We start from the raw sequence: 23,007 nt of genomic DNA, 5'->3' as shown, positions 1-23,007 counted from the left end.
AGCACCATGGCCGTCAGCCCAGATTGATTTGACTCACTGCACCGGCACGATGACGCCTGCAGCCACCTGATCGAGCAAGGCCTGCTCCGCCAGCACCTTGGCCACATAGCCGCCGTCTTCGGTCAGCTCGTAGCCCCCCAGATAAAACTTGAGGCCGTCTTCGATGGAGCCACCCCGAAGTTTGATGGCGTCCGACAGCACGCCCACACCGACACGCAAATTGCTGATGGGATCAAAAGCAGCCAATTTGCCCCCATAGGCTTCGTAGCGTTGGGCATGAATGCCGGTGACGACTTGCATCAGCCCTTGTGCACCGGCTTGGCTTTGCACGTAAGGGTGGAAATTGGACTCGATGGCCATCACTGCCAAGATCAGATGGGGCGGCAGCTTGCTCTTTTTGGACAGCACATGCGCCTCAGCCACCAGCGCGGCCAAAGGCTCCGGGGCCACTTTGTATTTGCGGCCCAACCACTGCGCCACGGCCGCCTGGGACTGGGGCAAAGCATTCAAGTCAACCGCGGTGGCACGCTCGGCGGTGTTTTCAGGCAACCAAGACATCAACACCTGGCGATCGCGCAACCAATCAAAAAGTGCCCTTTCAGCTTGGTTCAACCAATGGGGCTGCCACCACAACGCCACCAGCAAGGCTGCCACGCTCAGGCCCACCATGGCCAAGCCACTGTGGGTCACGATGAACAGGCCTCGCGCCGTGTCGCGCAAGAAAGTTCGAATGGGGAGGCACCATGTGCAATGCAAGGTCATGAATTTGAACCAACTGCGCATTATAAATTTTCGCCAACCGCTGACCGTGGCACCGTGCGCTGGATAATTCGGTCATGTCACACTTTTCACGCGTGGTCGTCGGCTTGTCCGGCGGCGTCGACTCTGCCGTTACCGCCCACCTGCTCAAACAACAGGGCCACGAGGTGATTGGCATCTTCATGAAAAATTGGGAAGACGACGATGACAGCGAATACTGCTCGTCCAACATTGACTTTGTGGATGCCGCTGCCGTAGCCGATGTGCTGGGCATCGAGATCGAACACGTCAATTTTGCAGCCGACTACAAGGACCGGGTCTTTTCCGAGTTTGTGCGCGAATACCAAGCCGGACGCACGCCCAACCCGGACATCCTGTGCAACGCCGAGATCAAATTCAAATCATTTCTGGACCACGCCATGCGCCTGGGGGCCGAAAAAATCGCCACCGGCCACTATGCCCGCGTGCGGCAGAACACTGCCAGCGGTCTTTTTGAGCTGCTCAAGGGCCTGGACCCCAGCAAAGATCAAAGCTATTTCCTGCACCGCCTGAACCAGGCCCAGCTGTCCAAAACCCTGTTTCCGGTGGGCGAGTTGCACAAGACCGAAGTGCGCCGCATTGCCGAAAAGATCGGTTTGCCCAATGCCAAAAAGAAAGACTCCACAGGTATCTGTTTCATTGGCGAGCGGCCCTTCCGCGATTTTTTAAACCGCTACATCAGCAAGGAACCGGGCCCGATCAAGGACCCCACAGGCCGCAGCATTGGCCGACATGTGGGGTTGAGCTTTTACACCTTGGGCCAGCGTCAAGGTTTGGGCATTGGCGGCATCAAGGCCAAAGGTGACGACATGAAAGCCCTGGAGGCGCGCGGCTTGCGTGGCGCGGGCGAGCACTCACCCTGGTTTGTGGCCCACAAGGACATCCCAAACAACACCTTGTGGGTGGTGCAAGGCCACGACCACCCCTGGCTGTTGTCGCCGCAACTGCAGGCCACCGATCTGAGTTGGTGCGCAGGCCAGCCCCCTGCGCCCGGGGCCTACGCCGCCAAGACCCGTTACCGGCAAGCCGATGCGCCTTGCCGCTACCGCCCCCTGCACCTGGCAGAGGGACAAGTGGGCTCTGAACTGGGCTTTGAGTTGGACTTTGCACAAGACCAATGGGCCGTCACGCCCGGGCAAAGCGCTGTGCTGTACGACGGCGAGGTGTGCCTGGGCGGCGGCGTCATTGCCAGCCGGAAAACCACCCAGACTTGAGTCTGGTGCAGGTCTTCACGGCAGTGCGTCTCACTCTGATGGCTTACACCCAAGCCTGGATCACGTAGTCGTAAGCGGCTTGGCCATTGGTCATGTCCACGCGCTGCAACAGGATCTTCCAGTCTTCGCCTTGCTTGACCAGGGTGTGGCGGTAACTGCCGCCGAAATGGCGCACTTGGTCACGCCGCATCTCCATCATCTGAAAGCGCGAACAGACCTCCATGGTGGTGGGCGTGGCCGCTTCAATCACGATGTTGCCCACGATGTGGTTGGTACCCCATTGCGCCGCTTGCGACCAGGCATTGGGGTGCAGCAATCGGCCCATGCGCACTTCCATCAGCAAACGGTCTTCTGCAAAGATGGAGGCCTCGCGCCGCCAGTCGGTTTGCAGCGGGGTCGAGGGCATCCAGTAGACGCCGTCTTCGCTGAACAACTCGGCCCACTCGCCCCAGGCCTTGTTGTCAAGCAAGGCGGCTTGGTGGAAGAGCAATTCTTCGACCTGGCGACGCAAACCGGCATCGACCGCAATGGCTTTGGGGATGTAGCCCTGGCTGGGCATGCGCCCACGGCCCAAGTGGTCGGGCGCGATGGACTCGGCACCCGACATGGACTGGATGGCTTCGATCACCACACCCGTGCCCAGGGCCTCTTTGACTTCTTTGGGTTGCATGAATCATGACTCCTGTTCAGGCCGTGGCCTTGGGTTGAATGGCAGCGCGAATGTACGACTCCCAGGCGATGAACTGGTTGCGCATCACCACTTCGCTGGTGCCGTTGTTCGAATAAAGCACGCCGTCTTTTTCGGTGTCGCCCCCGTAGTTGCGGTGAAAGCTCACCCACTCGCCGCCTTTGGACTCCAGACCCAGCTGGCCCTTGGTCCAATTTTCCAGATCGTCTGCGTTGATCATGGTGGCGGGCGAATTGACCAGGTTGAAATACCACAGCGAACGCTCGTAAATCGCCTCGGGCACGCCTTTGAGGCGGAAATGCCAGATCTCGGACAGCGTCTTGTTGGGCGCCATCGGGCGCAAGCAACGCAGTTGCTGCAGCGGCGACTGCACCGACAAATAGGGGTAGATCAGCACATGGTGGATGCTGCGCGCCAGGTACTCCTCGCCCTTTTCTTCGCCATAGGCTTTCTTGATCAAGGCCTCGTATTCGACCGTGTCCGGGTCGGTGGGGCGCAGGCCCATATAAGCCTTCAAAATGCCGTGACCGTATTTGAAGTTGACCGTCTGCACCGAATCCCACTGGTCAAAGCTAGAGGCAAAGGTCGACAGGTAATGGAAAAACAAGGGGGCCGAGCCTTTGTCTTTCTTGAGGCGCTGCTCCACACGGCGGGCCGAGACCCCGGTGGACTGGTGCGTGACCGAAGGGTGCAAGGCATCGAGCTGGTTCTCCATGAAGAACTTCCAATTGGAGTGCTGCACCACCCGGTGGCACACCGGTACGGCTTCCACCTCGCCCACAGGCGAGCGGTCGCACATGTCGTCAAACGCTATTTTTGCATCACCCAAAAAGTCGATCAGACTCGGGCCTTCCTTGCCCAGGCTGGCAAACACAAAGCCACGGTAGCTGTCCACACGGGCGGCCGGCACCATGCTGCAATCGGCATCGTCGGTGTGCATGCGGGTGCCGTCATAGCCCTTGACCAAGGGGATGGCCTTGACTTTGCCATTGAGGTGAAAACTCCAGGCGTGGTACGAGCAGACAAAACCCTTGCCCGTGTTGCCGCTTTGGTTGCCACACAGCTCAACGCCCCGGTGCGGACAGCGGTTGTAGAGCACGCGCACACTGCGGTCAGTGTCACGCACCATCACCATCGGTTGACGGCCAATCTGCATGGTGAAGTAATCCCCCACCTCTTTGACCTGTGATTCATGGCCGCAGTAGACCCAGGCTTTCTCAAAAATGTGCTCCATCTCCAGATCAAACAGCGCTTGATCCGTGTAGACACTTTTATGAACGCGGTCCGGTTGAACCAGGTTCGCCAAATCGATCGGTTGCATGAAAACTCCTTGGCAGGCTTCGGGGTGGATGTCGGCCCTCAAGTTAACAAAGTCCAATCGCTTGACCTACAACCTGCCATGCTTTTTCCATTACCATGGGTTATGGATTACCGAAAAGTTCAGCTCTTTCTGGCAGCCGCGCGCTTGGGCAACATGACCGAAGCCGCCGCGTCGCTGGACATTTCCCAACCGGCCCTGTCCAAAAGCATCAAGTCGCTGGAAAAAACCCTGGGCGTGCGGCTGCTCGAACGCGGGCGCTTCGGGGTCAGCGTGACACCTTTTGGGCAGGCCCTGATGCAACACGGCCAGGTGATGGAGGCGGAAATGCGCAATGCGGTCGGCGAAATCCAGGCCATGCGCGGCGCACAACGTGGCCATGTGCTGATGGGATGCGGCCCCACCGAAGCCACCCGCTTGTTGCCCCTGGCGCTGCAGGCACTGGCCCAAGACCAACCCGAGATCCAGGTCACGGTGTTGTACGGGCTGAACGAGGCCCTGATGCCCTGGGTCAAACAAGGCGAGGTGGATTTCGCCTTGTCCTCGGTGCCCGCGCGCGCCACCGATCCGGACCTGTCCCACGAACGCCTGTTGACCGAAACGGCCACCGTGGTCGCCCGGACCGGACACCCCCTGGCGCAACACAAAAGGGTCACCCCCGAGATGCTCACCCCGTACCCCTGGGTCCTGCCACGAAAGCGTGAGCTCGAGCGACTGGCATTTGACGAATACTTTGTGGCGCAAGGCCTGGAGCCTCCGACCGCCCAAGTCGAAACCACCTCCACCGTGCTGATGAAATCCATGGTGATGCAAAGCGACGCCCTCACCTTCATTCCGGCAGAATTGATTTACTGGGAAGTCCGTGCAGGCCAGCTCCTGGCGCTTCAAGCCTCGGGCAACCAGTGGGCCCGGCAGGTGGGCATCACGCGCAGACGCAAGGGCTCCATGAGCCCGGCCAGCCAACGGCTGCTGGCGGCGGTGAAGTCGGTGGCCAAAAACTTTTGAGCTTCAACCGCTCACCCCACATACCTCAAACACCCAAATAGCGCGTCCACAGCTCGCGATGGTCCTTAAGCTTCTGGGAATTGCCCGCCCAAGCCACCTGGCCGCGCTCCAGGATCACATGGTGGTCGGCAATCTCCACCAAGCGGTTGACGTATTTATCGACCACGATCAGGGTCTGACCCTCCTCGCGCAACAAACGCAAACAGCGCCAGATTTCTTCCCGAATCAAGGGCGCCAAGCCTTCGGTGGCCTCGTCCAAAATCATCAGGCGTGGGTTGGTGACCAGCGCCCGTCCAATGGCCAGCATTTGTTGCTCGCCGCCCGACAATTGCGAACCCATGTTGGCACGGCGCTCGGCCAAACGTGGAAAGAGGTTGTAAACCCGTACAGGCGTCCAAGGCGTGCGGCTTTGGTGGCGGTTGCTGGCAAACGCCGTGAGGTGCTCGTCCACCGACAAATTGGGGAAGACTTGCCGACCTTCAGGCACCACCGCCAGACCCATCCGCGCCACCCGATCGGCCGCCACGTTGGTGATGTCCTGGCCATCAAAAATCACCTGCCCAGATTTGACCGACTTGAGCCCCAGAATGCTGCGGATCAAGGTGGTCTTGCCCATGCCGTTGCGGCCCAGCAGGCCCATGACCTCGCCAGGCTGCAGGCTCAGGCCCATGCCAAACAAAACCTGGCTTTCACCATAAGCGGCTTGCACATCGCGCACTTGCAGCAAACTCATGCGTGCTCCTCACCCAGGTAAGCGGCAACCACTTGCGGGTTGAGCCGAATGGCCTGCGGTGTGCCGGTGGCGATCAAAGCGCCATTGACCATCACCGAGATGCGGTCGGCCAGGCGAAACACCGCGTCCATGTCGTGCTCGATCAACAAAATGGCCACGTCGGCGCGCAGCTTCTGAATCAGCTGGAGGATGCGTTCGGACTCCACCGGCCCGGCACCTGCCATGGGCTCGTCCAGCAACAGCAACTTGGGCTGCGTGGCCACGGCCAGGCCCAGCTCCAAAATACGCTGCTCGCCGTGCGAAAGTTCGCTGGCCGGGTCCTGCGCCCGGTCCTGCAAACCCAACTCGTGCAACGCGGCCATGGCCTGCACCGTCAAGGCTTTTTCTGAGTGCACCGGACGCCAGAAAGAAAAATTGTTGCCGCTGCGCGCTTGCACCGAAAGCGCCACGTTGTCCAGTACCGTGAACGACTTGAACAAGCGGGTGATCTGAAACGAGCGGGCCAAGCCGCTGCGCACGCGCGCGTGGGTGGGCAATGCGGTGACATCCTGGCCATCGAAAAAAATCTGCCCACTGTCGCTAGGCAGGTGGCCAGACAACTGCGCCACCAAGCTGGTCTTGCCCGCCCCGTTCGGGCCAATCAAGGCATGGATTTCGCCGGGTTGCACATCCAACGTGACGTGGTCAGTGGCCCGCAAGGCACCAAAATTTTTGACCAGGTCATTCACCTGCAGCAAGGCTCCTTCGTTCATGCGTGCCCTCCTTTGCGGGTCGACTTGCGGCGCAGCAAGCCTGCCAGTCCTTTGGGGGCCAGCAAGACCACCGCGAGCAGAAACCAGCCCACATAAAACTGCCAATGCAAGGTGTATTCGGCCAGCACATCCTCCAAAATCAGCAGCACCAGTGCACCCCACAGACCGCCCGTGAGCGTGCCCACGCCACCCAGAATGACCATGACCATCAGGATGCCCGATTGGGTCCAGTGCATCAGGTTCGGGCTGACATAGTTCTGATGGTTGACCATCAAGGCACCCGCCAATCCCCCCAGGGTACCGGCAATGACAAACAACACCCATTTGTAGCGGTAAGACGCAAACCCGATGGCATCGACGCGCACATCGTCATCGCGTATCGCCAAAATCACACGGCCAAAGCGTGAGGCCATGATGCGGGAAATCAGCACCAAGCTCAGCACCAGCACAAACAGGACAACGAAATAAAAAGTCACATCGTTTTTCAGGTCCAAGCCCAGACCGAAGTCCGAGCGCTGCTTGATGTTCAAGCCTTCGTCGCCCCCATAGGCTTTGATGGAGTTGACCAGGTAATAAATCATCTGGGCAAAGGCCAAGGTGATCATGATGAAGTACACCCCCCGTGTGCGCAGCGAAATGGCACCGATGATGGCGGCCACCAAAGCCGACAAACCCATGGCGATGGCAAAACCCACCCAGCCATTGGTGACGCCTTCGGTGATCAAAATGCCCACCGTGTAAGCCCCGATCCCCAAAAAGGCCGCATGCCCAAAAGACACGAGGCCCCCGTAACCGAGTATCAGGTTGAGACTGCAAGCGGCGATGCCATAAATCATCATGCGGCTGAGCATGCTGACGTAAAAATCCATGTCTCGCGCGTGCAAAAACAGGGGCAAGGCGATCGCCCCCGCCAGCACCAGGCCCCAGACCCAGAAAGGTGTTTTGTGGTTCATTGCACCCGTGCCTCAACGACCGGAAAAAAGTCCCTGAGGACGGACAAACAGCACAACCGCCATCAGCAGGTACACCGCAATCGACGCCACCGCAGGCCCCGCCGCGCTGGCGAACTGGGGCGAGAAAATTTCGCGGAACAACATGGGCAGCAAGGTGCGCCCCACGGTGTCGACAAAGCCCACCAGAATGGCGCCAACAAATGCGCCCCAGACCGAGCCGATGCCGCCGATCACAATGACCACAAAAGCCAGAATCAGAATGTTCTCGCCCATGCCCACCTGGACCGCCAGCAGCGGCCCCAGCATGGCCCCCGCCACCGCACACAGGGCAGCGCCAATGCCAAACACCCCGGTGAACAAACGCCGAATATTGATGCCCATGGCCATGGCCATCTCGCGGTTCGAAGCCCCCGCCCTCACCCAGGCCCCCATGCGGGTCCGAGTGACCATCAGGTAAAGCAAAAGCGCAATGACCAGGCCCACGGCAATGATCACCAACCGGTAGCTCGGGTAGCGCAAGCCAGGCAACAACTCCACCGGGCCAGACAAAGCTTTTGGCATGGACAAAGGCAGATCGGAGCCCCAGATCATGCGCACGGATTCGTTGATGATCAGGATCAGGGCAAAGGTGGCCAGCACCTGGGACAGGTGATCGCGGGCATACAGCGTTCGCAGCAAAGTGGCTTCAAGAACCATGCCTATCACGGCTGTGAGCATGACCGCCAACACCACACCCAGCCAGAACGACTGGGTCAACTGAACCAACCAGGCCGTCAGGAACGCCCCCACCATGTAGAGGGCGCCGTGGGCCAGGTTGATCATGTCCATGATGCCGAAGACCAGCGTGAGCCCGGAGGCCAGCAGGAACAACATCAAACCGAACTGCAGGCCATTCAAGGCCTGCTCCAACAGCAAAATTCCAGTCATGAGAAGACGCGAGCGTCCTTACTTCATGGGGCAGTCTTTGACGTAGGCGTCACCATGGTTGACCAGCAAAGGTTGGCCCACGATGCGGTTGACCAGGCGGCCCTGACCGTCCTTGACGATCTCGCGCAGGTAATAGTTCTGGATCGGGTACTGGTTGGTGTTGAACCGGAAATCGCCACGCACCGAATTGAACTTAACGGTCTTGAGGGTCTTGATCAAGGCCTCTTTGTCGTCGATCTTGCCGTTGGCCGCGCGCACAGCGGCATCGATCAGCAATGCTGTGTCATAGCCCTGGGCTGCGTAAATGGTGGGCAGGCGCTTGTATTCTTTTTCGAACTCAGCCACAAATTTCTTGTTGGCTTCGTTGGGCAGGTCAAGGCCCCAATGCGCGGTGTCAAACACCCCCAGCATGTCGTTGCCCACGGCACGGATCACGTCTTGGTCAGCGCCAAATCCGGGCTGGATCAAACGGGTGTCTTTGTTCAGGCCAGCGGCCATGAACTGCTTGATGAAGTTGATGCCCATGCCTCCGGGCAGGAAGGTGTAGACCACTTCGGGCTTGGCCGCACGGATGGCCGCCAATTCGGCCGAATAATCCAGCTCGCCGAGTTTGGTGTAAACCTCACCCGACACATTGCCCTTGAAAAATCGCTTGAAGCCGGCCAGCGAGTCCTTGCCCGCCTGGTAGTTGGGGGCCAGCAAATAAGCCGACTTCACCTTGAGATTGGTCGCATATTGGCCTGCAGCCTCGTGGTAGGCGTCGTTGGGCCAGGACACGGCAAAGAAATAAGGTGTGCACTGCGCGCCTGCAATCGGCGAGGGTGCCGCGTTGGGGCTGAGGTAAATCGTTTTGGCGTTCACCGCTTCAGGCAAACCCGCCAGCATGATGTTGGAGAACACCACGCCGGTCAAAAAGTCGACCTTGTCACGCTTGACATAGCGCTCGAACAGCTGCTTGCCCACGTCGGGTTTGAACTGGTCGTCCGAGATCGACACGTCGGCAGACAGACCGCCGAGCTTGCCGCCGTTGAGTTTGACGGCCAGCATGAAGGCATCGCGAATGTCCACACCCAAAGCCGCCGAAGGGCCGGAAAGGGTACTGACAAAGCCGATTTTGACCTTGTCCTGCGCCAGGGCAGGGGCACAGGCCAAAGCCGCCAAAATGGAAACCGTCAACAGACTTTTGATCACCGGAAAACGCATGAATGACTCCTGGCAAAACCATCAAAAAAGAAAAAAGCCATCTCAAAGAAGGCAAGTCCCATTCTGTGCCAAAAATCAACCCGCCATGAATGAGGGTTTACCCTTTTGACTCATTCACCGCCCAGACCCAGCCGATTGGGCTGCCGCTTTTCGATGGCAAAGCGCAGCAAAGCGGCCATGCGGAAAATACCGTGTGCGAATTTTCCGTACGGCAAAGTCAGGAACAAGGCCATCACCGCGCCCAGGTGCACCGCCAACATCAACGGCATGGCAGCCGTTTGGCCCAGCAACCACAACAACAAGCCAGTCACGCTGACCAGAAACAACAAGGCGATGAACCCCCGGTCCATGGGCTTTTGCGCCGCATCGCCATGGTCTGGGTGGCGTCGCAGGTTCAAGCGCCACAACCCAGCTGTGCCCACCGTCAGACTCACCCCGCCAATGACGCCAAGCAGCTTGGGCAAAGTCGTCAAGTCGTAAGGCGCTGGCCAATCCAGCACATAGTGGTACAGCGTGGCCACACTGGTGGCGGCAAAACACAACATGAAGCCGTAAAAGGTCAGGTGGTGGTAGCGTTTGCGGGCATGCGTCCAGGCGTCGTCTTCGTTGTGGCAGCCTTCGCCGTGTCCACCGTCCAAGTACTTCAATTGCAGCGCAGCGTGCGTGGCCTCGGCCGCAGCGGGGGATGTCAAACCCGCCCCGCTGGTGGCGGGCGTGACATCGCGCCAAAAGCGCATCACACCGAGTGCCAGCGCCAGCACAGCAAACAAGAAGATGGGCGCAAACAGGCTCACCATCAGGTTGTGCGGAAACACCGCATAAAAGCCGCCCGACACCGGTGCGCCCCACAGCGTGCCTTGGCGCAGCATGGCCAGCGCCAAAAACAAGGCCAATCCGAACGCCAAGGCCACCGACAAGGTCAAACCATTGCGCTGGTACAAAGCACCCAGGGCCGGTGGCCAGGCGTAGTCGGCATAGGTCTGGCCGCGCACCTGGGCCATGGCCTTAGGCACATTGATGGCAAAGTCATGCGGCGGCGCGTACTGACAGGCGTGCAAACACGCGCCGCAGTTGTGGCACAGGTTGGCCATGTAATGGACATCGGCTTTGCCAAATTCCAAGCGGCGCGTCATGGCCGGGAAAACCGCACAAAAGCCCTCGCAATAACGGCAGCCATTGCAAATTTGCATTTGCCGCGCCACTTCGGCTTCGGGCGCGGTCATCTCGCCACGCGCCAGCGCTCGGGCATCCTGGGTCAGAGCTTCAAGCGTTTGCATGGAAAGCGCCTTCTTTCTGGGCCATGACCGCTTTGGCCGCCTGTTCGCCCGCGATGCGGCCAAAGGCCGTGCCAATCGTCATGCCCACCCCCGCGGTGTAGCCCTTGCCCAGCACATTGCCCGCCATCATTTCGCCCGCCACAAACAGGTTGGGGCTGGGCTGGTCGTTGAATCGCACAGCGGTGGTCTCATCGGTTTTCAAGCCCAGATAGGTGAAAGTCACGCCGGGTCTGACGGCATAGGCGTAATAAGGCGCAATGTCCAGCGGCCGGGCCCAGTGGGTCTTGGCGGGCGCGACCCCTTCGGTGTGGCAATCGTCCAGCGCCGTGTGGTCAAAGGTGCCCACGCGGCAGGCCGCGTTGTAGTCGTTCAGGGTTTGCATGAAAGTCGCTTCATCCAGGGCCAGCTTGCGGGCCAACTCGGGCAGGCTTTGGGCCTTTGTGCCTTCAAAAACAGGGGGCATGAAGCGGCCCACGGCCTTGGCGTCGATGATGGAATAGGCCAACTGGCCCGGCTGCTGCGCCACCAAACGGCCCCAAATGGCGTAGCGCTTGGGCCAGAAGTCTTCGCCTTCGTCGTAAAAACGCCGGGCCTCGCGGTTGACCACCACGCCCAAGGACACGCAATCGATGCGGGTGCAAATGCCGCCATCGTACAAAGGCGCGCGCGCATCAATGGCCACCATGTGCGCCTGCGTCGGGTCACCAATGCGGTCTGCCCCCTGCTCGAGCATGTGTTTGAGCAAAACGCCTTGGTTGAAGCGCGTGCCGCGAATCAAAAACTGGTCGGACGGGTATTCGCCGCGCTCGTTTTGGCCCCAAGCCTCACGCAACCATTCACGGTTGGACTCGAAGCCCCCCGCAGCCAACACGCAGGCACGGGCCTCGATGCGTTCGCGCCGCACGCTGCCATCGGCCTGCTTGTGCATGACCGATGCGGCCACAAAACGGCCCTCGTCCAATTCGACGTTATCCACCTCGGCGTTGTAGTGGATCTGCACACCCAGTTTTTCGGCGCTGCGGTAAAAGGCATTCACCAAGGCCTTGCCCCCGCCCATGAAAAACGCGTTGGTGCGCGCCGTGTGCAAAGCGCCCGACAAAGAAGGCTGAAAACGCACACCATGCTTGACCATCCAGGGCCGGCAAGTGGCCGAGTGGCGGATCGCCAGCCGGGCCAGATGTTCGTCGGTCAAGCCGCCCGTGACCTTGAGCAGGTCTTGCCAGAACTCTTCTTCCGAATAGGCATCGACCAACACGTCTTGCGGCGCATCGTGCATGCAACGCAGATTGCGCGTGTGGCCCGAATTGCCGCCGCGCCACTCGCGCGGTGCCGATTCGAGCAGCATCACGCTGGCCCCGGCTTCGCGGGCCATGAGCGCTGCGCACAGCGCGGCGTTGCCACCGCCAATCACCAAAACATCCACCGTCATAAACACTTTCAGGGCACTGTGCCCAAGCTGGATCAGAACTGGTACTTGCGCAATCCGCCGTCGACAGGAATCACGGCGCCGGTGATGTAACTGGCCAAGGGCGATGCCAAAAAGGTGACCAAATTGGCCATGTCTTCGGGCTCGCCGTAGCGTCCCATGGGGATCTCGTTGTCGCACTGCCACTGGCGGTATTCAGGCGTGTAGTTGCGAAAAATTTGCTCGGAATGGATACGGCCGGGCGGCACGCAATTGACCGTCACACCATGCTTGCCTACCATGCGCGACAAACCTTTGGCCCAGCTGTGCATGCCCGCCTTGGCGCAAAACGCGCCGTTGGTGTGCTCGGGCTCGCTCTTGCCAGTGATGTTGATGATCCGGCCCCATTGGCGCTCAATCATCTGGTCAATCAGGGCATCGGCCACTTGGCGCGGACGGTGAAAGTTCAAGGTGATGGCCTCTTGCCAAGCTTCCTCGCTCACATGCAGCTCTTTGAAGCTGCGTGAACCGCCAGCGTTGTTCACCAAAATGTCCACGCTGCCCAAACCCGCCAAAGCCGCATCGGTCAAGCGTTTGGCCGCATCGTCGGCGTACAGGTCCGACTCGATGATCACGGGGGCATGGCCGCCGGCTGCCACGATCTCATCGGCCAGCTCACGCAGTTTGTCCACACGACGGGCCGACACGGCCACGCGCACGCCTTCAGCGGCCAAGGCTTTGGCAATGCCGCGCCCAATGCCCACACTGGCTCCGGTGACCAAGGCGGATTTGTTTTTGAGTTGCAAGTCCATGGTTGTCTTTGAAAAATGATGGTGATGTGACTTTAGCCACGCCATACGCCCTTGCGCAGCCCCTGGCAGGCATGGGGCCATCACAAGTCGTGAACCCCCTAAGCAGGCCCAGTTTGTTCCGGCGCCCAACCGGTCGGCATCGGCACTGACCCTCAGGCCTGCGGGCTCAGTGCTGCGCCCTGCCAAGCGCCGCTCCCCACCAGGGTGCGCACGCAGTCGAGCAAAACCACCCGCGCGGCCAAGGCGGCGGTAGACAACTCACCCTCAGACAAACCACACAGCCAATTGCTGCGCTTGACCTGGTGATCGGTGATGCGCGCCATGCGCAAAGACTGGGCAGCATCGCCTTGCCGGGCCACAGCGGCCCAAGGCTGCAAGGTGGCACCCATGCCCGCCTGCACGGCGTCCATCAGCATGGCCAGGGAATCGACCTCCAGCGCCACCAGGGGTTTGAGTTTGGCGCGCAAAAAAGCGGCGTCCAGCGTGCTGCGCAATCCGTGTGGACCGGTGGGCAAAATCAGGGGATGGTCCTTGAGTTGGGCCATGCGCAAAGAGGTCGGCACCCCGGGCTTGCTGGTGTGCCGTGCACTGATCAAAAAAATATCCTCTTCGATCAGGGGCAGCACACTCCAGCGGCGGGCCGCCTGCACCGACGGGCTGGCGCCCATCGGCAGGTCAAACAGCACGGCCAAGTCCAGTTGCCGCGCATTGAGCATGGTCGACAAGTGACCCGACAAACCCTCGACCATGTGCAGGCGCACATCCGGGTAACGCTCGCGCATGGCCTGCATCAAGGGCAAACCCAACACCGCCGCCGTGGTGGGGGCCAGGCCCACGCTCACCGTACCGGTCAGCCGTGCCTGCTGCGCAGCACGCACGGCCTGTTCGGCATGGCGCAGCGTGAGCTGCGCCTCCGTGAAAAAAGCCGCGCCCGCCTCGGTGGGCGTCACACCCTGGGGACTGCGTTGCAACAGGCGGGTGCTCAACTCGCCTTCGAGCTTGGTAATTTGTTGGCTCAAGGCCGACTGCACCAAGTTCAAGTCCAGCGCGGCGCGGCTGATGCTGCCCAGCTCGACCACCCTCACAAAATAACGCAATTGCCTCAGTTCCATGGCAACAGGCACTGGGGGGCTGCGCCTAGGCGTGAATCGGCAAATCGTGGTGCCAGCGCCTGGGCAGCATCGGCAAGCGGGGGCAAGCTGGCGTTGGGGCTGGTGAGCCCAGCATGGTGGTGGCGTGCGCGCGGCTGAGCGCCATCGGGCGACCGTGAGCAGGTGGTGAGGTCTTGCATGACCCGATTTTGACCGAACTGGCCATTGCGCTCAGGCGTAGCCCCAAGGCGGGGCCTGATCCACAAGGGTTGGGGGCCAAGGCACTGGCCCTTTGGGCAACAAAAGTTGCCCCTGCATCAGGCTGCGCAGCGTAGCCAGAAGCCAGGCAAAACACAGGGGATGAAAAAAAGAAGCGGACGCTCGTTCGGTCATGGGGGAATGGGGTCGATAAAAAAACCCGTGGGGTGAGCCACGGGTTCGAGCACGGATCCGCGCCCGGCGCAGCGGCCGAATTTCAGAACGGGATGTCGTCGTCCATGTCATCGAAGTTGCTGGCCGCTGGCTTGGGCGCAGCGGCTGGGCGCTGCGCAGGCGCAGCCGCTGGACGCGCAGGCGCCTGGCGGGGGGCATAACCACCACCGCCCCCCCCACCGCTGCCGCCATCTTCGGGCGGACCGCCCATGCCTTGGCGGCTGCCCAGCATCTGCATGCTGTCGGCGCGGATGTCGGTGGCGTATTTTTCGACGCCATTTTTGTCGGTGTATTTGCGTGTACGCAGGCTGCCCTCAACGTACACCTGGCTGCCCTTGCGCAGGTACTGGCCCGCGATCTCGGCGAGCTTGGCAAAAAAGCTGATGCTGTGCCACTCGGTGGCCTCTTTCATCTCCCCTGTTTGCTTGTCTTTGTAGCGGTCGGTGGTGGCCACTCGGATGCTGGTGACCGCATCGCCCGAAGGCAAATAACGGGTTTCAGGGTCGGCTCCCAGGTTGCCGACGATGATGACTTTGTTGACGGATGCCATGAAAACTCCTCAATGATGCCCAATTATGCGGCCAATCTTATGCGGCCAATCGCCCCCAGACCAAGGCCCGGGAGTCGGCCCCATGCCCCACCCCTTACTGACCCATCAGGTCTGCACCACAGGCACACCCCGAACTGGGTTTCGCATGGGCAAGGCCAGCAGCAACCACAGCAGCATGGCCGCGCCACAGCTCAAAAACAGCACCGGGCTTCCCCAGGATTTGACCACCCAGCCGCCCACCAGACCGCCCACAAAAAAGCCCAAAGACTGCACGGTGGTGTAAACCCCCAGGGCCGCACCACGCGAGGCCTGGGGTGCGATGAGCAAGGCCAGACTGGGCAGGGTCGCCTCCAGCGCATTGAAGCCGCAGAAAAACACCAGCAACAAGACGGCCAGACCGCCGAGGCTGGGCGTGCCCAGCGACTGCACCAACAAACCCACCTGCACCACAGCGATCAGGCCAATGGAGAGCAAAAACACTTTTTTCAAGTGTCCTTGCCGTTCCATGGCAACCACCACGCCTAAAAACAACCAGGACAGCAGCACCACTGGCAAATACAACTGCCAATGCAGCGCCTTGTTCAGGCCCGCCTGCACCAGCAAGGACGGCACCGCCACCCACATGGCCAATTGCACCGCGTGCAACACAAACACCCCCAGATTCAGGCGCATCAAATCAGCATGGGCCAGCACATCGGCCAGCCGCCCACGCCCTTGTCCCGGCGCCAGAGGCGGTGCCGGCGGTGCCGAAGGTACCCACCAAATCACCACCCCCACGCCCACCAGCGCCAGCACTCCGGTCAACCAGAACAGCCCAGAAAAGCCAATCCAGACCGTCAGCACAGGGGCCACCACCCAAGACAGTGCCAACATCAGCAGGGTGGTGCTGCCGACCCGGGCCATGGCCCGAGTGCGCACCTCGTCCCGCGTCAAATCGGCCAGCAAGGCGGTCACCGCCGCCGACACGGCCCCTGCCCCTTGCAAACTGCGCCCCAACAGCAGGTGCGTCAGATCGGTGGCGGCAGCCGCCCAAAAACTGCCCAAGGCAAAAACGACCAGGCCCAGCACGATCACCCGCTTGCGCCCAAAACGGTCCGAAGCCATGCCCAACGGCCACTGCAACAGGCCTTGCGTCAGCCCGTAATTCCCATGGCCAGACCCAGCCAAAGGGGGTCTTCGCCCCCAGGGTATCGGCGTGCTTCCAGGGCGAACACCGGCAAAACCAGAAACAGCCCCAACATGCGCAAAGCAAAAATGCCCCCCAGAGAAGCACTGGCGCGCCGCTCGGTGGGCGTCATATCTAAATAAGAAGATGTCTGCGAAAGGTCGGCCAAACAAAGCCCAAAACAGGGGAAATGAAGCATGCGATTGTCCTTGATTGGCAGCACCCAGTGCCTGTCAATGCCCCAGCGGGGATAATCAAAGGTTTTGCCGATCTGACCGCCGCCGTGAAACTTGCTGACTCCCCTCTTTTGCCTGACGAACCCGAACCCTCGCGGTATCTGGCGTCAGCGCTGCGGCAAACCCACATCAGCGTTCGCGGGGCGCGCACCCACAACCTGAAAAACATCGACCTCGACATCCCGCGCAACCAGTTGGTGGTGATCACCGGCTTGTCGGGTTCGGGCAAGTCCAGCCTGGCCTTTGACACGCTGTACGCCGAAGGCCAACGCCGCTATGTGGAAAGCCTGTCGGCCTATGCGCGGCAGTTTTTGCAGCTGATGGACAAGCCCGATGTGGACCTGATCGAGGGCCTGTCGCCCGCGATTTCCATCGAGCAAAAAGCCACCAGCCACAACCCACGCTCCACCGTGGGCACGGTGACCGAGATCCACGACTACCTGCGCCTGCTGTTTGCCCGCGCAGGCACGCCGTATTGCCCCGACCACGACCTGCCCCTGCAAGCGCAGACCGTGAGCCAAATGGTGGACGCTGTGCTGGCCCTGCCCGAAGACACCAAGCTGATGATCCTGGCCCCCATTGCGCGAGAGAAAAAAGGCGAGTTTGAAAAAGTCTTTGAGCAAATGCAGGCCCTGGGTTATGTGCGCTTTCGCATCAACGGCCAGACGGTAGAGGTAGATGAACTGCCCACACTCAAGAAAACCGAGAAGCACAACATCGACGTGGTGGTGGACCGCATCAAAGTCAGGTCAGAAGAAGACGCGAAAGCACGCGACGCCCTGCGCCAGCGCCTGGCCGAGAGCTTTGAAGCGGCGCTGCAACTGGCCGAACACCGCGCCGTGGCTCTGGAGATGGACACGGGCAAAGAACACCTGTTCAACGCCAAGTTCTCTTGCCCGGTGTGCACCTATTCCATCAGCGAGCTCGAGCCGCGCCTGTTCTCATTCAACTCGCCCATGGGCGCTTGCCCCACCTGCGACGGCATTGGCAGCATGGCGTTTTTCGACCCGGAGCGGGTGGTGGCCTTTCCCTCGCTCAGCCTGGCCAGTGGCGCCATCAAGGGTTGGGACCGGCGCAACGGCTTTTACTTCAGCATGCTCGAAAGCCTGGCCAAGCATTACCAGTTCGACATCGAGGCGCCCTTTGAAAAATTGGCACCCGCACACCAGCAGGTTTTGCTGAACGGCTCGGGCGATGAAGAGATCAAATTCAGCTACGTGATGGAGTCTGGCGCCTCGCAAGGCAAAAAGATCAGCAAGAAGCACCCCTTCGAAGGCATCATCCCCAACATGACGCGCCGCTACCGCGAGACCGACTCGGCCGTGGTGCGCGAAGACCTGGCGCGTTACCGCAACATGCAGGCCTGTACCAGCTGCCAGGGCACGCGTCTGCGGCGCGAGGCGCGCCATGTGCGCATTGGCGAAGGCGCGCAAGCCCGCGCGATTTACGAGATCAGCCACATCACGCTGGGCGAGTCGCAACAGTATTTTCAGGGTCTGAAAATGCACGGGGCCAAGGCCGAGATTGCCGACAAGGTGGTGCGCGAGATCGCTTTGCGCCTGAAGTTTTTAAACGACGTGGGCCTGAATTATTTGAGCCTGGACCGCAGCGCCGACACCTTGTCAGGCGGCGAGTCGCAACGCATCCGCTTGGCCAGCCAGATCGGCTCGGGCCTGACGGGCGTGATGTACGTGCTGGACGAGCCCAGCATCGGACTGCACCAGCGCGACAACGACCGCCTGATCGGCACGCTGCAACACCTGCGCGACATCGGCAACAGCGTGCTGGTGGTCGAGCACGACGAAGACATGATCCGCGTGGCCGACCATGTGATCGACATGGGGCCGGGCGCGGGCGTGCACGGCGGGCGCGTGATGGCGCAAGGCACCTGCGCCGACATCCTGGCCGCGCCCGATTCGGTCACGGGCCAGTACATGTCGGGCCGCAAAAAAATCGAGATCCCCAAACGCCACAAAGCGGCCAAGGACTTCATCGAGATCGTGGGCGCATCGGGCAACAACCTGAAAAGTGTGAATGTGAAATTCCCAGTGGGCCTGCTGACCTGCGTGACGGGCGTGTCCGGCTCGGGCAAGTCCACTTTGGTCAACGACACCCTCTACACCGCAGCGGCGCACCAAATTCACCGCGCCCACGATGAGGCCGCCGCGCACGAAGCCATCTTGGGCCTGGAACACTTCGACAAAGTCATCAACGTGGACCAGTCGCCGATTGGCCGCACGCCACGCAGCAACCCGGCCACCTACACGGGTTTGTTCACCCACATCCGCGAGCTGATGGCCGAAGTGCCCGCGGCCCGTGAGCGCGGCTACGGCCCCGGACGCTTCAGTTTCAACGTGAGCGCATCGTCGGGTGGGGGCCGCTGTGAAGCCTGCCAGGGCGACGGCATGGTGAAAGTGGAAATGCACTTTTTGCCCGATGTGTATGTGCCCTGCGACGTGTGCCATGGCATGCGCTACAACCGCGAAACGCTCGAGGTGCAATACAAGGGCCAGAACATCGCGCAGATCCTGAACATGACGGTGGAAGCCGCGCACCAGTTCTTCAGCGCCGTGCCCAACATCGCGCGCAAGTTGCAAACCCTGCTCGACGTGGGCCTGACCTACATCCGCCTCGGCCAAAGCGCCACCACCTTGTCGGGCGGCGAAGCGCAACGCGTCAAGCTCGCGCTGGAATTGTCCAAGCGCGACACGGGCCGCACGCTCTATATTCTGGACGAACCCACCACCGGCCTGCACTTTGCCGACATCGACCTGCTGCTCAAAGTCCTGCACCAGCTGCGCGACGCGGGCAACACCATCGTCATCATCGAACACAACCTGGACGTCATCAAAACCGCCGACTGGCTGATCGACATGGGCCCAGAAGGCGGTGCGGGCGGCGGCACGGTGCTGGGCGAAGGCACGCCAGAGCAGCTGGCCAAAAACAAGGCGAGCTTCACAGGGCACTATTTAAAGCGCTTGCTTTAGAAAGCGCCGCGCCTTCACCCCTGCCCCTTGCTCAGTTCACACCCATTAGATTTCCCACCACTTTTGAACCATTGAATGTCATCATGAGAACTGTCATCCGTGCTTTCTTCCGAACCCTGCGCGTTGTGCTGGGCCCCGTCATGCTGTTGAAAGAACGCCTGACCCAACCGGTTGGCGTGCAACGTGCACCCGCCGCACAAGCCGCGGTCGATCAACAATGCCAAAGCCTGGCGCTGTACCAGTTCAGCACCTGCCCGTTTTGCATCAAGGTGCGCCAGGAAATGCGCCGCCTGTCGCTGCCCATTGAAAAGCGCGACGCCCAGCACCACACAGACAATCGCAACGCCTTGCTGCAAGGCAGCGGGGCCACCAAAGTGCCTTGCCTGCAAATCAACGAAGCCAATGGCCAAACCCGGTGGCTGCAAGACTCGACCGAGATCGTGGCGTATTTGCGCGAGCGCTTTGCAACGCCTGCAGCTTAAGGGCCAGGGCCATCGCTACAAGTTGAAAAACATTTACTGGTCATGCCCCCGACAGGCAATCACGGTCAGCTCCAAATCGTCCACGGCATAGACCAGTCGATGCACGTCGTCGATGCGACGTGACCAATAGCCTGACAGATTACCCAGCAATGGCTCGGGCTTGCCGATACCTTGAAAGGGGTCGCGCCTGACGGCATCGATCAACAGATTGATTCGCTTGAGCGTCTTTTTATCTTGCCCTTGCCAATACACATAATCGGTCCAGGCAGGCGAGGTGAAGGCAATCCCTCGGCTCATGGGTTGATCAGTTCACGTCGTTTGGCTTTGCCGGCTTTATGCTCGGCAATGGATGCCGCCAAGTGCGCTGCGTTGGCGGGACTCGAAAGCAAGTACAAGGTTTCGGCCATGCTCTGGTAGTGCGCCATGGACATGACCACCGCGTCACCGCCATCTCGGCGGGTGATGATGGTGATGTCGGCATCGTTTTCTACGCCGTCCAGAACAGCCTTCAAACCATTGCGGGCCTCTGAGTAACTGATGATTCGCCTGATGGTGACTTGTTCAATAAATTGGACAAGTATGGTAGCTTTTCCAGCCCCTTGGCGGCAATGGTCATTCAAGGGCATTGGCCACGCTGCATCTCTCAGGCTGCGATCACCGTCAGCAAAGTCTGACCGTTCGCGACCAGCTTCTCGCCCCCTGCATCCACCGCAAACAAATCACAGCTGGTGAACACCTGTGCTTTGCCGGGTTTGACCACCCGCGCTCGGGCAATGAACTTTTGGCCCACGGCGGGGCGCAAGCAGTTGACCGAAAAGTGGGCAGCCAACAAATTCGGCCCCGCCACGGTCCCGGCTGCAAAGCCGCAGGCGGTGTCGATGAGTGTGCCAATCAAGCCTGCGTGCAAATAACCCGAGTACTGACCCACCTCTGCACGCCAGGGCATCTGGATTTCCACAAAGCCGGGTTCGGCCACCGTCACCTCGATGCCGCACCAGCGGTTGAATTCGGCCATGGCGTTGATTTTTTTCAGCATCTCCAGTGGGCTCATGGTTTTCTCCTGGCTTGGGTTTTGAACCACCCGATGTGGTCCATCAGTTTTTGACGAAGTGCTTGTTGCTCGCTGATCAGCTGGTCGATCTCGGCCACACGCGCCAGGATCGCGTCGATCATGTCTTGTGCTGACAACTTGCCCGCTTTGAAGCGCGGCAAATACTCGGCAATCAAGGGCAGTGAGAAACCCATCTCCCGAGACATGGCGATGAAGATGACGTGCTTCAAGGTTTTCTCGTCGTACACACGGTAACCATTGGGCAGTCGCTGGCTTTCAATGAGGCCGTCGGCCTCGTAGCGCCGCAAGCGGTGCACCGACACCTGGGTCTTGGCAGAGAGTTCTGAAATGCGCATGAATTCAGTCTAGCAAGGCTCGCACTGCGCGAGGGTTATGGACTCTGACGCATGGGCGACAAGCCAAAGTGACTGCTGCGCCGCAGGCGATACCCCCTCAGCGGTCACTGGTGTACAAAACACCCTTCAACCGGAGCCATTCATGACTGCCCAAACACCTTTGCCCCACGCCCAACCCACCGATATCGGCCTTTGCCCCGATCGGACCCAGCGCCTGATGGACGTGCTGCGCCACGAAGTGGCCAGTGGCAGGTTACCCGGCGCGGTGACCATGATCGCCCGGCGCGGGCAGATCGGCTTGTTCGAAGCCGTGGGCCAGCAAGACCCTGGCACGGGCGCACCCATGCAGACCGACAGCATCTTCCGCATTTATTCCATGACCAAGCCGGTCGTGTCGGTGGCGGTGATGATGCTGATGGAGCGCGGTCAGTTGCTTTTGAGTGACCCGGTCAGCCGCTGGTTGCCCGAATACGCCAACCAGCAGGTGGCCACGGCCAGCGGGTTGGAGCCTGTTAGGCAAGAGGTAACGGTGCAAGACCTGTTGCGCCACACGGCGGGGCTGACTTATGAATTTTTGGGCGACTCGCCCGTGCAGCGCCAATACGGCGCGGTGAAGATCGCCTCACGCGAGCGCACCAACGCCGAGTTCTCGCAAACGCTGGCCGCTGTGCCACTGCAGTTTCAACCCGGCACCGTGTGGGCCTACAGCCGCGCCACCGATGTGCTAGGTCGGCTGGTGGAGGTGGTCAGCGGGCAAGGCCTGGGTGCCTTCCTGCAAGCCGAAATCTTGGGCCCATTGGGCATGGTGGACACGGGCTTTGCCGTGCCGCCCGATCAGCAGCACCGCATTGCCGAACCTTTTGCGCACGATCCTGACGGCGGCGTGCCGATGAAAGTGCTGGAGCCGCGCCAAGTGCCCGCCATGGAAGCCGGTGGCGGTGGCCTGATGTCCACCGCCATGGACTACACCCGCTTTTTGCAGTGCCTGCGCAACCGGGGCGAATTGAACGGCGTGCGCCTGCTCGGCCCGCACACGGTGGACTTCATGACAGCGGACCACCTGGGCGGCATGCCGTCCGACGGCACCTTGCTGCCACCCGGCCACGGCTTTGGTTTGGGGTTTGCGGTGCGCACGCAATTGGGTCTGTCGCCTGTGCCTGGCTCGGTGGGTTTGTATTACTGGGGCGGCATCGCAGGCACCACTTTCTTTGTGGACCCGACGCTCGACCTGTATGCGCTGCTGATGGTCCAGGCACCCAACCAGCGGGATTACTATCGGCCCTTGTTCCGCGACTTGGTGTATGCGGCGCTGGTCTGAATTCGGTAGGTCGGCGGCCTTAGCTCCGTTTAACCCCGACATGAATCTGCCGCGCCACCGCCATGTCGGGGCTGAAGCCACCGACCTACAAAAATCAATCACTTTTTGGAGACAAACCATGTCCACATCCGGCCTCATGATGAATCGCCCTTTGCTCATTTCGGGCATCCTCGAGCACGCCGCTGCGCAGTTTGGTGACCAGGAAATCGTCTCGCGTGAGACGCACGGCCCGCTGCACCGCACCACTTATGCCG

At 60.6% G+C, this 23,007-nt stretch carries 23 protein-coding genes and 1 pseudogene; 5 read left to right on the top strand and 19 right to left on the bottom strand.

Going from position 1 to position 23,007, the window contains the following annotated elements; genetic code table 11:
• Window positions 1-33: 33 nt before the first annotated feature.
• A complete protein-coding gene (locus tag Q0O99_RS11965; RefSeq protein WP_293751781.1) occupies window positions 34-783 on the bottom strand; it encodes a lytic transglycosylase domain-containing protein in 750 nt (249 codons plus the stop codon).
• A 38-nt stretch (window positions 784-821) separates the two neighbouring features.
• Here Q0O99_RS11965 and mnmA point away from each other — a divergent pair, with 38 nt between their 5' ends.
• Window positions 822-2,012, top strand: coding sequence for a tRNA 2-thiouridine(34) synthase MnmA (mnmA, locus tag Q0O99_RS11960; protein ID WP_293751854.1), 1,191 nt, complete (start codon window positions 822-824; stop codon window positions 2,010-2,012).
• A gap of 43 nt (window positions 2,013-2,055) precedes the next feature.
• Here mnmA and Q0O99_RS11955 read toward each other — a convergent pair whose 3' ends face one another.
• Window positions 2,056-2,682, bottom strand: coding sequence for an aromatic-ring-hydroxylating dioxygenase subunit beta (locus Q0O99_RS11955; RefSeq protein ID WP_293751779.1), 627 nt, complete (start codon window positions 2,680-2,682; stop codon window positions 2,056-2,058).
• A 16-nt stretch (window positions 2,683-2,698) separates the two neighbouring features.
• Window positions 2,699-4,021 (bottom strand): Rieske 2Fe-2S domain-containing protein, encoded by a 1,323-nt coding sequence (locus Q0O99_RS11950; protein WP_293751777.1) that lies wholly within the window; start codon window positions 4,019-4,021, stop codon window positions 2,699-2,701.
• Between the two features lie 102 nt (window positions 4,022-4,123).
• Between Q0O99_RS11950 and Q0O99_RS11945 the strand changes: the two genes are divergently transcribed.
• Complete coding sequence (locus tag Q0O99_RS11945; RefSeq protein WP_293751775.1) at window positions 4,124-5,023, top strand: LysR family transcriptional regulator; 900 nt, start codon at window positions 4,124-4,126, stop codon at window positions 5,021-5,023.
• Window positions 5,024-5,048: 25 nt separating this feature from the next.
• On the opposite strand, the gene Q0O99_RS11940 is transcribed toward Q0O99_RS11945, so the two are convergent.
• The 12 genes and pseudogenes from Q0O99_RS11940 to Q0O99_RS11885 form a co-directional block, all read right to left on the bottom strand.
• The gene (locus Q0O99_RS11940; protein WP_293751852.1) at window positions 5,049-5,750 is read right to left on the bottom strand and encodes an ABC transporter ATP-binding protein; all 702 of its coding nucleotides are present in this window, start codon (window positions 5,748-5,750) and stop codon (window positions 5,049-5,051) included.
• A 2-nt stretch (window positions 5,751-5,752) separates the two neighbouring features.
• The gene (locus tag Q0O99_RS11935; protein ID WP_293751773.1) at window positions 5,753-6,508 is read right to left on the bottom strand and encodes an ABC transporter ATP-binding protein; all 756 of its coding nucleotides are present in this window, start codon (window positions 6,506-6,508) and stop codon (window positions 5,753-5,755) included.
• Entirely contained in the window at window positions 6,505-7,461 is a 957-nt protein-coding gene (locus Q0O99_RS11930) for a branched-chain amino acid ABC transporter permease (protein WP_293751771.1), read from the bottom strand. Before Q0O99_RS11930 ends, Q0O99_RS11935 begins: the two co-directional genes overlap by 4 nt.
• A 12-nt stretch (window positions 7,462-7,473) precedes the next feature.
• Entirely contained in the window at window positions 7,474-8,388 is a 915-nt protein-coding gene (locus Q0O99_RS11925; RefSeq protein WP_293751769.1) for a branched-chain amino acid ABC transporter permease, read from the bottom strand.
• 18 nt (window positions 8,389-8,406) lie between these two features.
• Window positions 8,407-9,591 (bottom strand): ABC transporter substrate-binding protein, encoded by a 1,185-nt coding sequence (locus Q0O99_RS11920; protein ID WP_293751767.1) that lies wholly within the window; start codon window positions 9,589-9,591, stop codon window positions 8,407-8,409.
• Window positions 9,592-9,701: 110 nt separating this feature from the next.
• Window positions 9,702-10,868, bottom strand: a complete 1,167-nt coding sequence (tcuB, locus tag Q0O99_RS11915) for a tricarballylate utilization 4Fe-4S protein TcuB (protein WP_293751765.1) — start codon at window positions 10,866-10,868, stop codon at window positions 9,702-9,704.
• A complete protein-coding gene (tcuA, locus tag Q0O99_RS11910) occupies window positions 10,855-12,297 on the bottom strand; it encodes an FAD-dependent tricarballylate dehydrogenase TcuA (RefSeq protein ID WP_293751763.1) in 1,443 nt (480 codons plus the stop codon). The genes tcuB and tcuA overlap by 14 nt, the downstream gene beginning before the upstream one ends.
• A gap of 32 nt (window positions 12,298-12,329) precedes the next feature.
• The gene (locus Q0O99_RS11905) at window positions 12,330-13,085 is read right to left on the bottom strand and encodes an SDR family oxidoreductase (protein WP_293751761.1); all 756 of its coding nucleotides are present in this window, start codon (window positions 13,083-13,085) and stop codon (window positions 12,330-12,332) included.
• Between the two features lie 152 nt (window positions 13,086-13,237).
• Entirely contained in the window at window positions 13,238-14,197 is a 960-nt protein-coding gene (locus tag Q0O99_RS11900; protein WP_293751759.1) for a LysR substrate-binding domain-containing protein, read from the bottom strand.
• A complete protein-coding gene (locus Q0O99_RS11895) occupies window positions 14,188-14,376 on the bottom strand; it encodes a hypothetical protein (RefSeq protein WP_293751757.1) in 189 nt (62 codons plus the stop codon). Before Q0O99_RS11895 ends, Q0O99_RS11900 begins: the two co-directional genes overlap by 10 nt.
• A 275-nt stretch (window positions 14,377-14,651) precedes the next feature.
• Window positions 14,652-15,158 carry a single-stranded DNA-binding protein gene (gene ssb / locus Q0O99_RS11890; RefSeq protein ID WP_293751755.1) on the bottom strand — a complete coding sequence of 169 codons (507 nt, stop codon included), beginning with the start codon at window positions 15,156-15,158 and terminating at the stop codon, window positions 14,652-14,654.
• A 105-nt stretch (window positions 15,159-15,263) separates the two neighbouring features.
• A pseudogene (locus Q0O99_RS11885) lies at window positions 15,264-16,456 on the bottom strand (MFS transporter).
• A gap of 174 nt (window positions 16,457-16,630) precedes the next feature.
• Between Q0O99_RS11885 and uvrA the strand changes: the two are divergent.
• Entirely contained in the window at window positions 16,631-19,546 is a 2,916-nt protein-coding gene (uvrA, locus tag Q0O99_RS11880; RefSeq protein WP_293751753.1) for an excinuclease ABC subunit UvrA, read from the top strand.
• 83 nt (window positions 19,547-19,629) lie between these two features.
• Complete coding sequence (locus Q0O99_RS11875; RefSeq protein ID WP_293751751.1) at window positions 19,630-20,028, top strand: glutathione S-transferase N-terminal domain-containing protein; 399 nt, start codon at window positions 19,630-19,632, stop codon at window positions 20,026-20,028.
• Window positions 20,029-20,061: 33 nt separating this feature from the next.
• Here the strand turns inward: Q0O99_RS11875 and Q0O99_RS11870 are convergent, their stop codons facing one another.
• From Q0O99_RS11870 to Q0O99_RS11855, 4 genes are all read right to left on the bottom strand, one after another.
• Complete coding sequence (locus Q0O99_RS11870; protein WP_293751749.1) at window positions 20,062-20,325, bottom strand: Txe/YoeB family addiction module toxin; 264 nt, start codon at window positions 20,323-20,325, stop codon at window positions 20,062-20,064.
• Complete coding sequence (locus tag Q0O99_RS11865) at window positions 20,322-20,579, bottom strand: type II toxin-antitoxin system Phd/YefM family antitoxin (RefSeq protein WP_293751850.1); 258 nt, start codon at window positions 20,577-20,579, stop codon at window positions 20,322-20,324. Before Q0O99_RS11865 ends, Q0O99_RS11870 begins: the two co-directional genes overlap by 4 nt.
• Window positions 20,580-20,671: 92 nt before the next feature.
• Window positions 20,672-21,079 (bottom strand): PaaI family thioesterase, encoded by a 408-nt coding sequence (locus tag Q0O99_RS11860; RefSeq protein WP_293751747.1) that lies wholly within the window; start codon window positions 21,077-21,079, stop codon window positions 20,672-20,674.
• A complete protein-coding gene (locus tag Q0O99_RS11855) occupies window positions 21,076-21,435 on the bottom strand; it encodes a MerR family transcriptional regulator (protein ID WP_293751745.1) in 360 nt (119 codons plus the stop codon). Before Q0O99_RS11855 ends, Q0O99_RS11860 begins: the two co-directional genes overlap by 4 nt.
• Before the next feature lie 142 nt (window positions 21,436-21,577).
• On the opposite strand from Q0O99_RS11855, the gene Q0O99_RS11850 reads away from it, so the two are divergent.
• On the top strand, window positions 21,578-22,753 hold the full coding sequence (locus tag Q0O99_RS11850) for a serine hydrolase (RefSeq protein WP_293751743.1): 1,176 nt from the start codon (window positions 21,578-21,580) through the stop codon (window positions 22,751-22,753).
• Window positions 22,754-23,007 lie beyond the last annotated feature (254 nt).

The organism is Limnohabitans sp. Rim8 (assembly GCF_945901735.1).
Classification (GTDB): domain Bacteria; phylum Pseudomonadota; class Gammaproteobacteria; order Burkholderiales; family Burkholderiaceae_C; genus Limnohabitans_A.
This window is presented reverse-complemented; position numbering and strand designations above follow the sequence as displayed.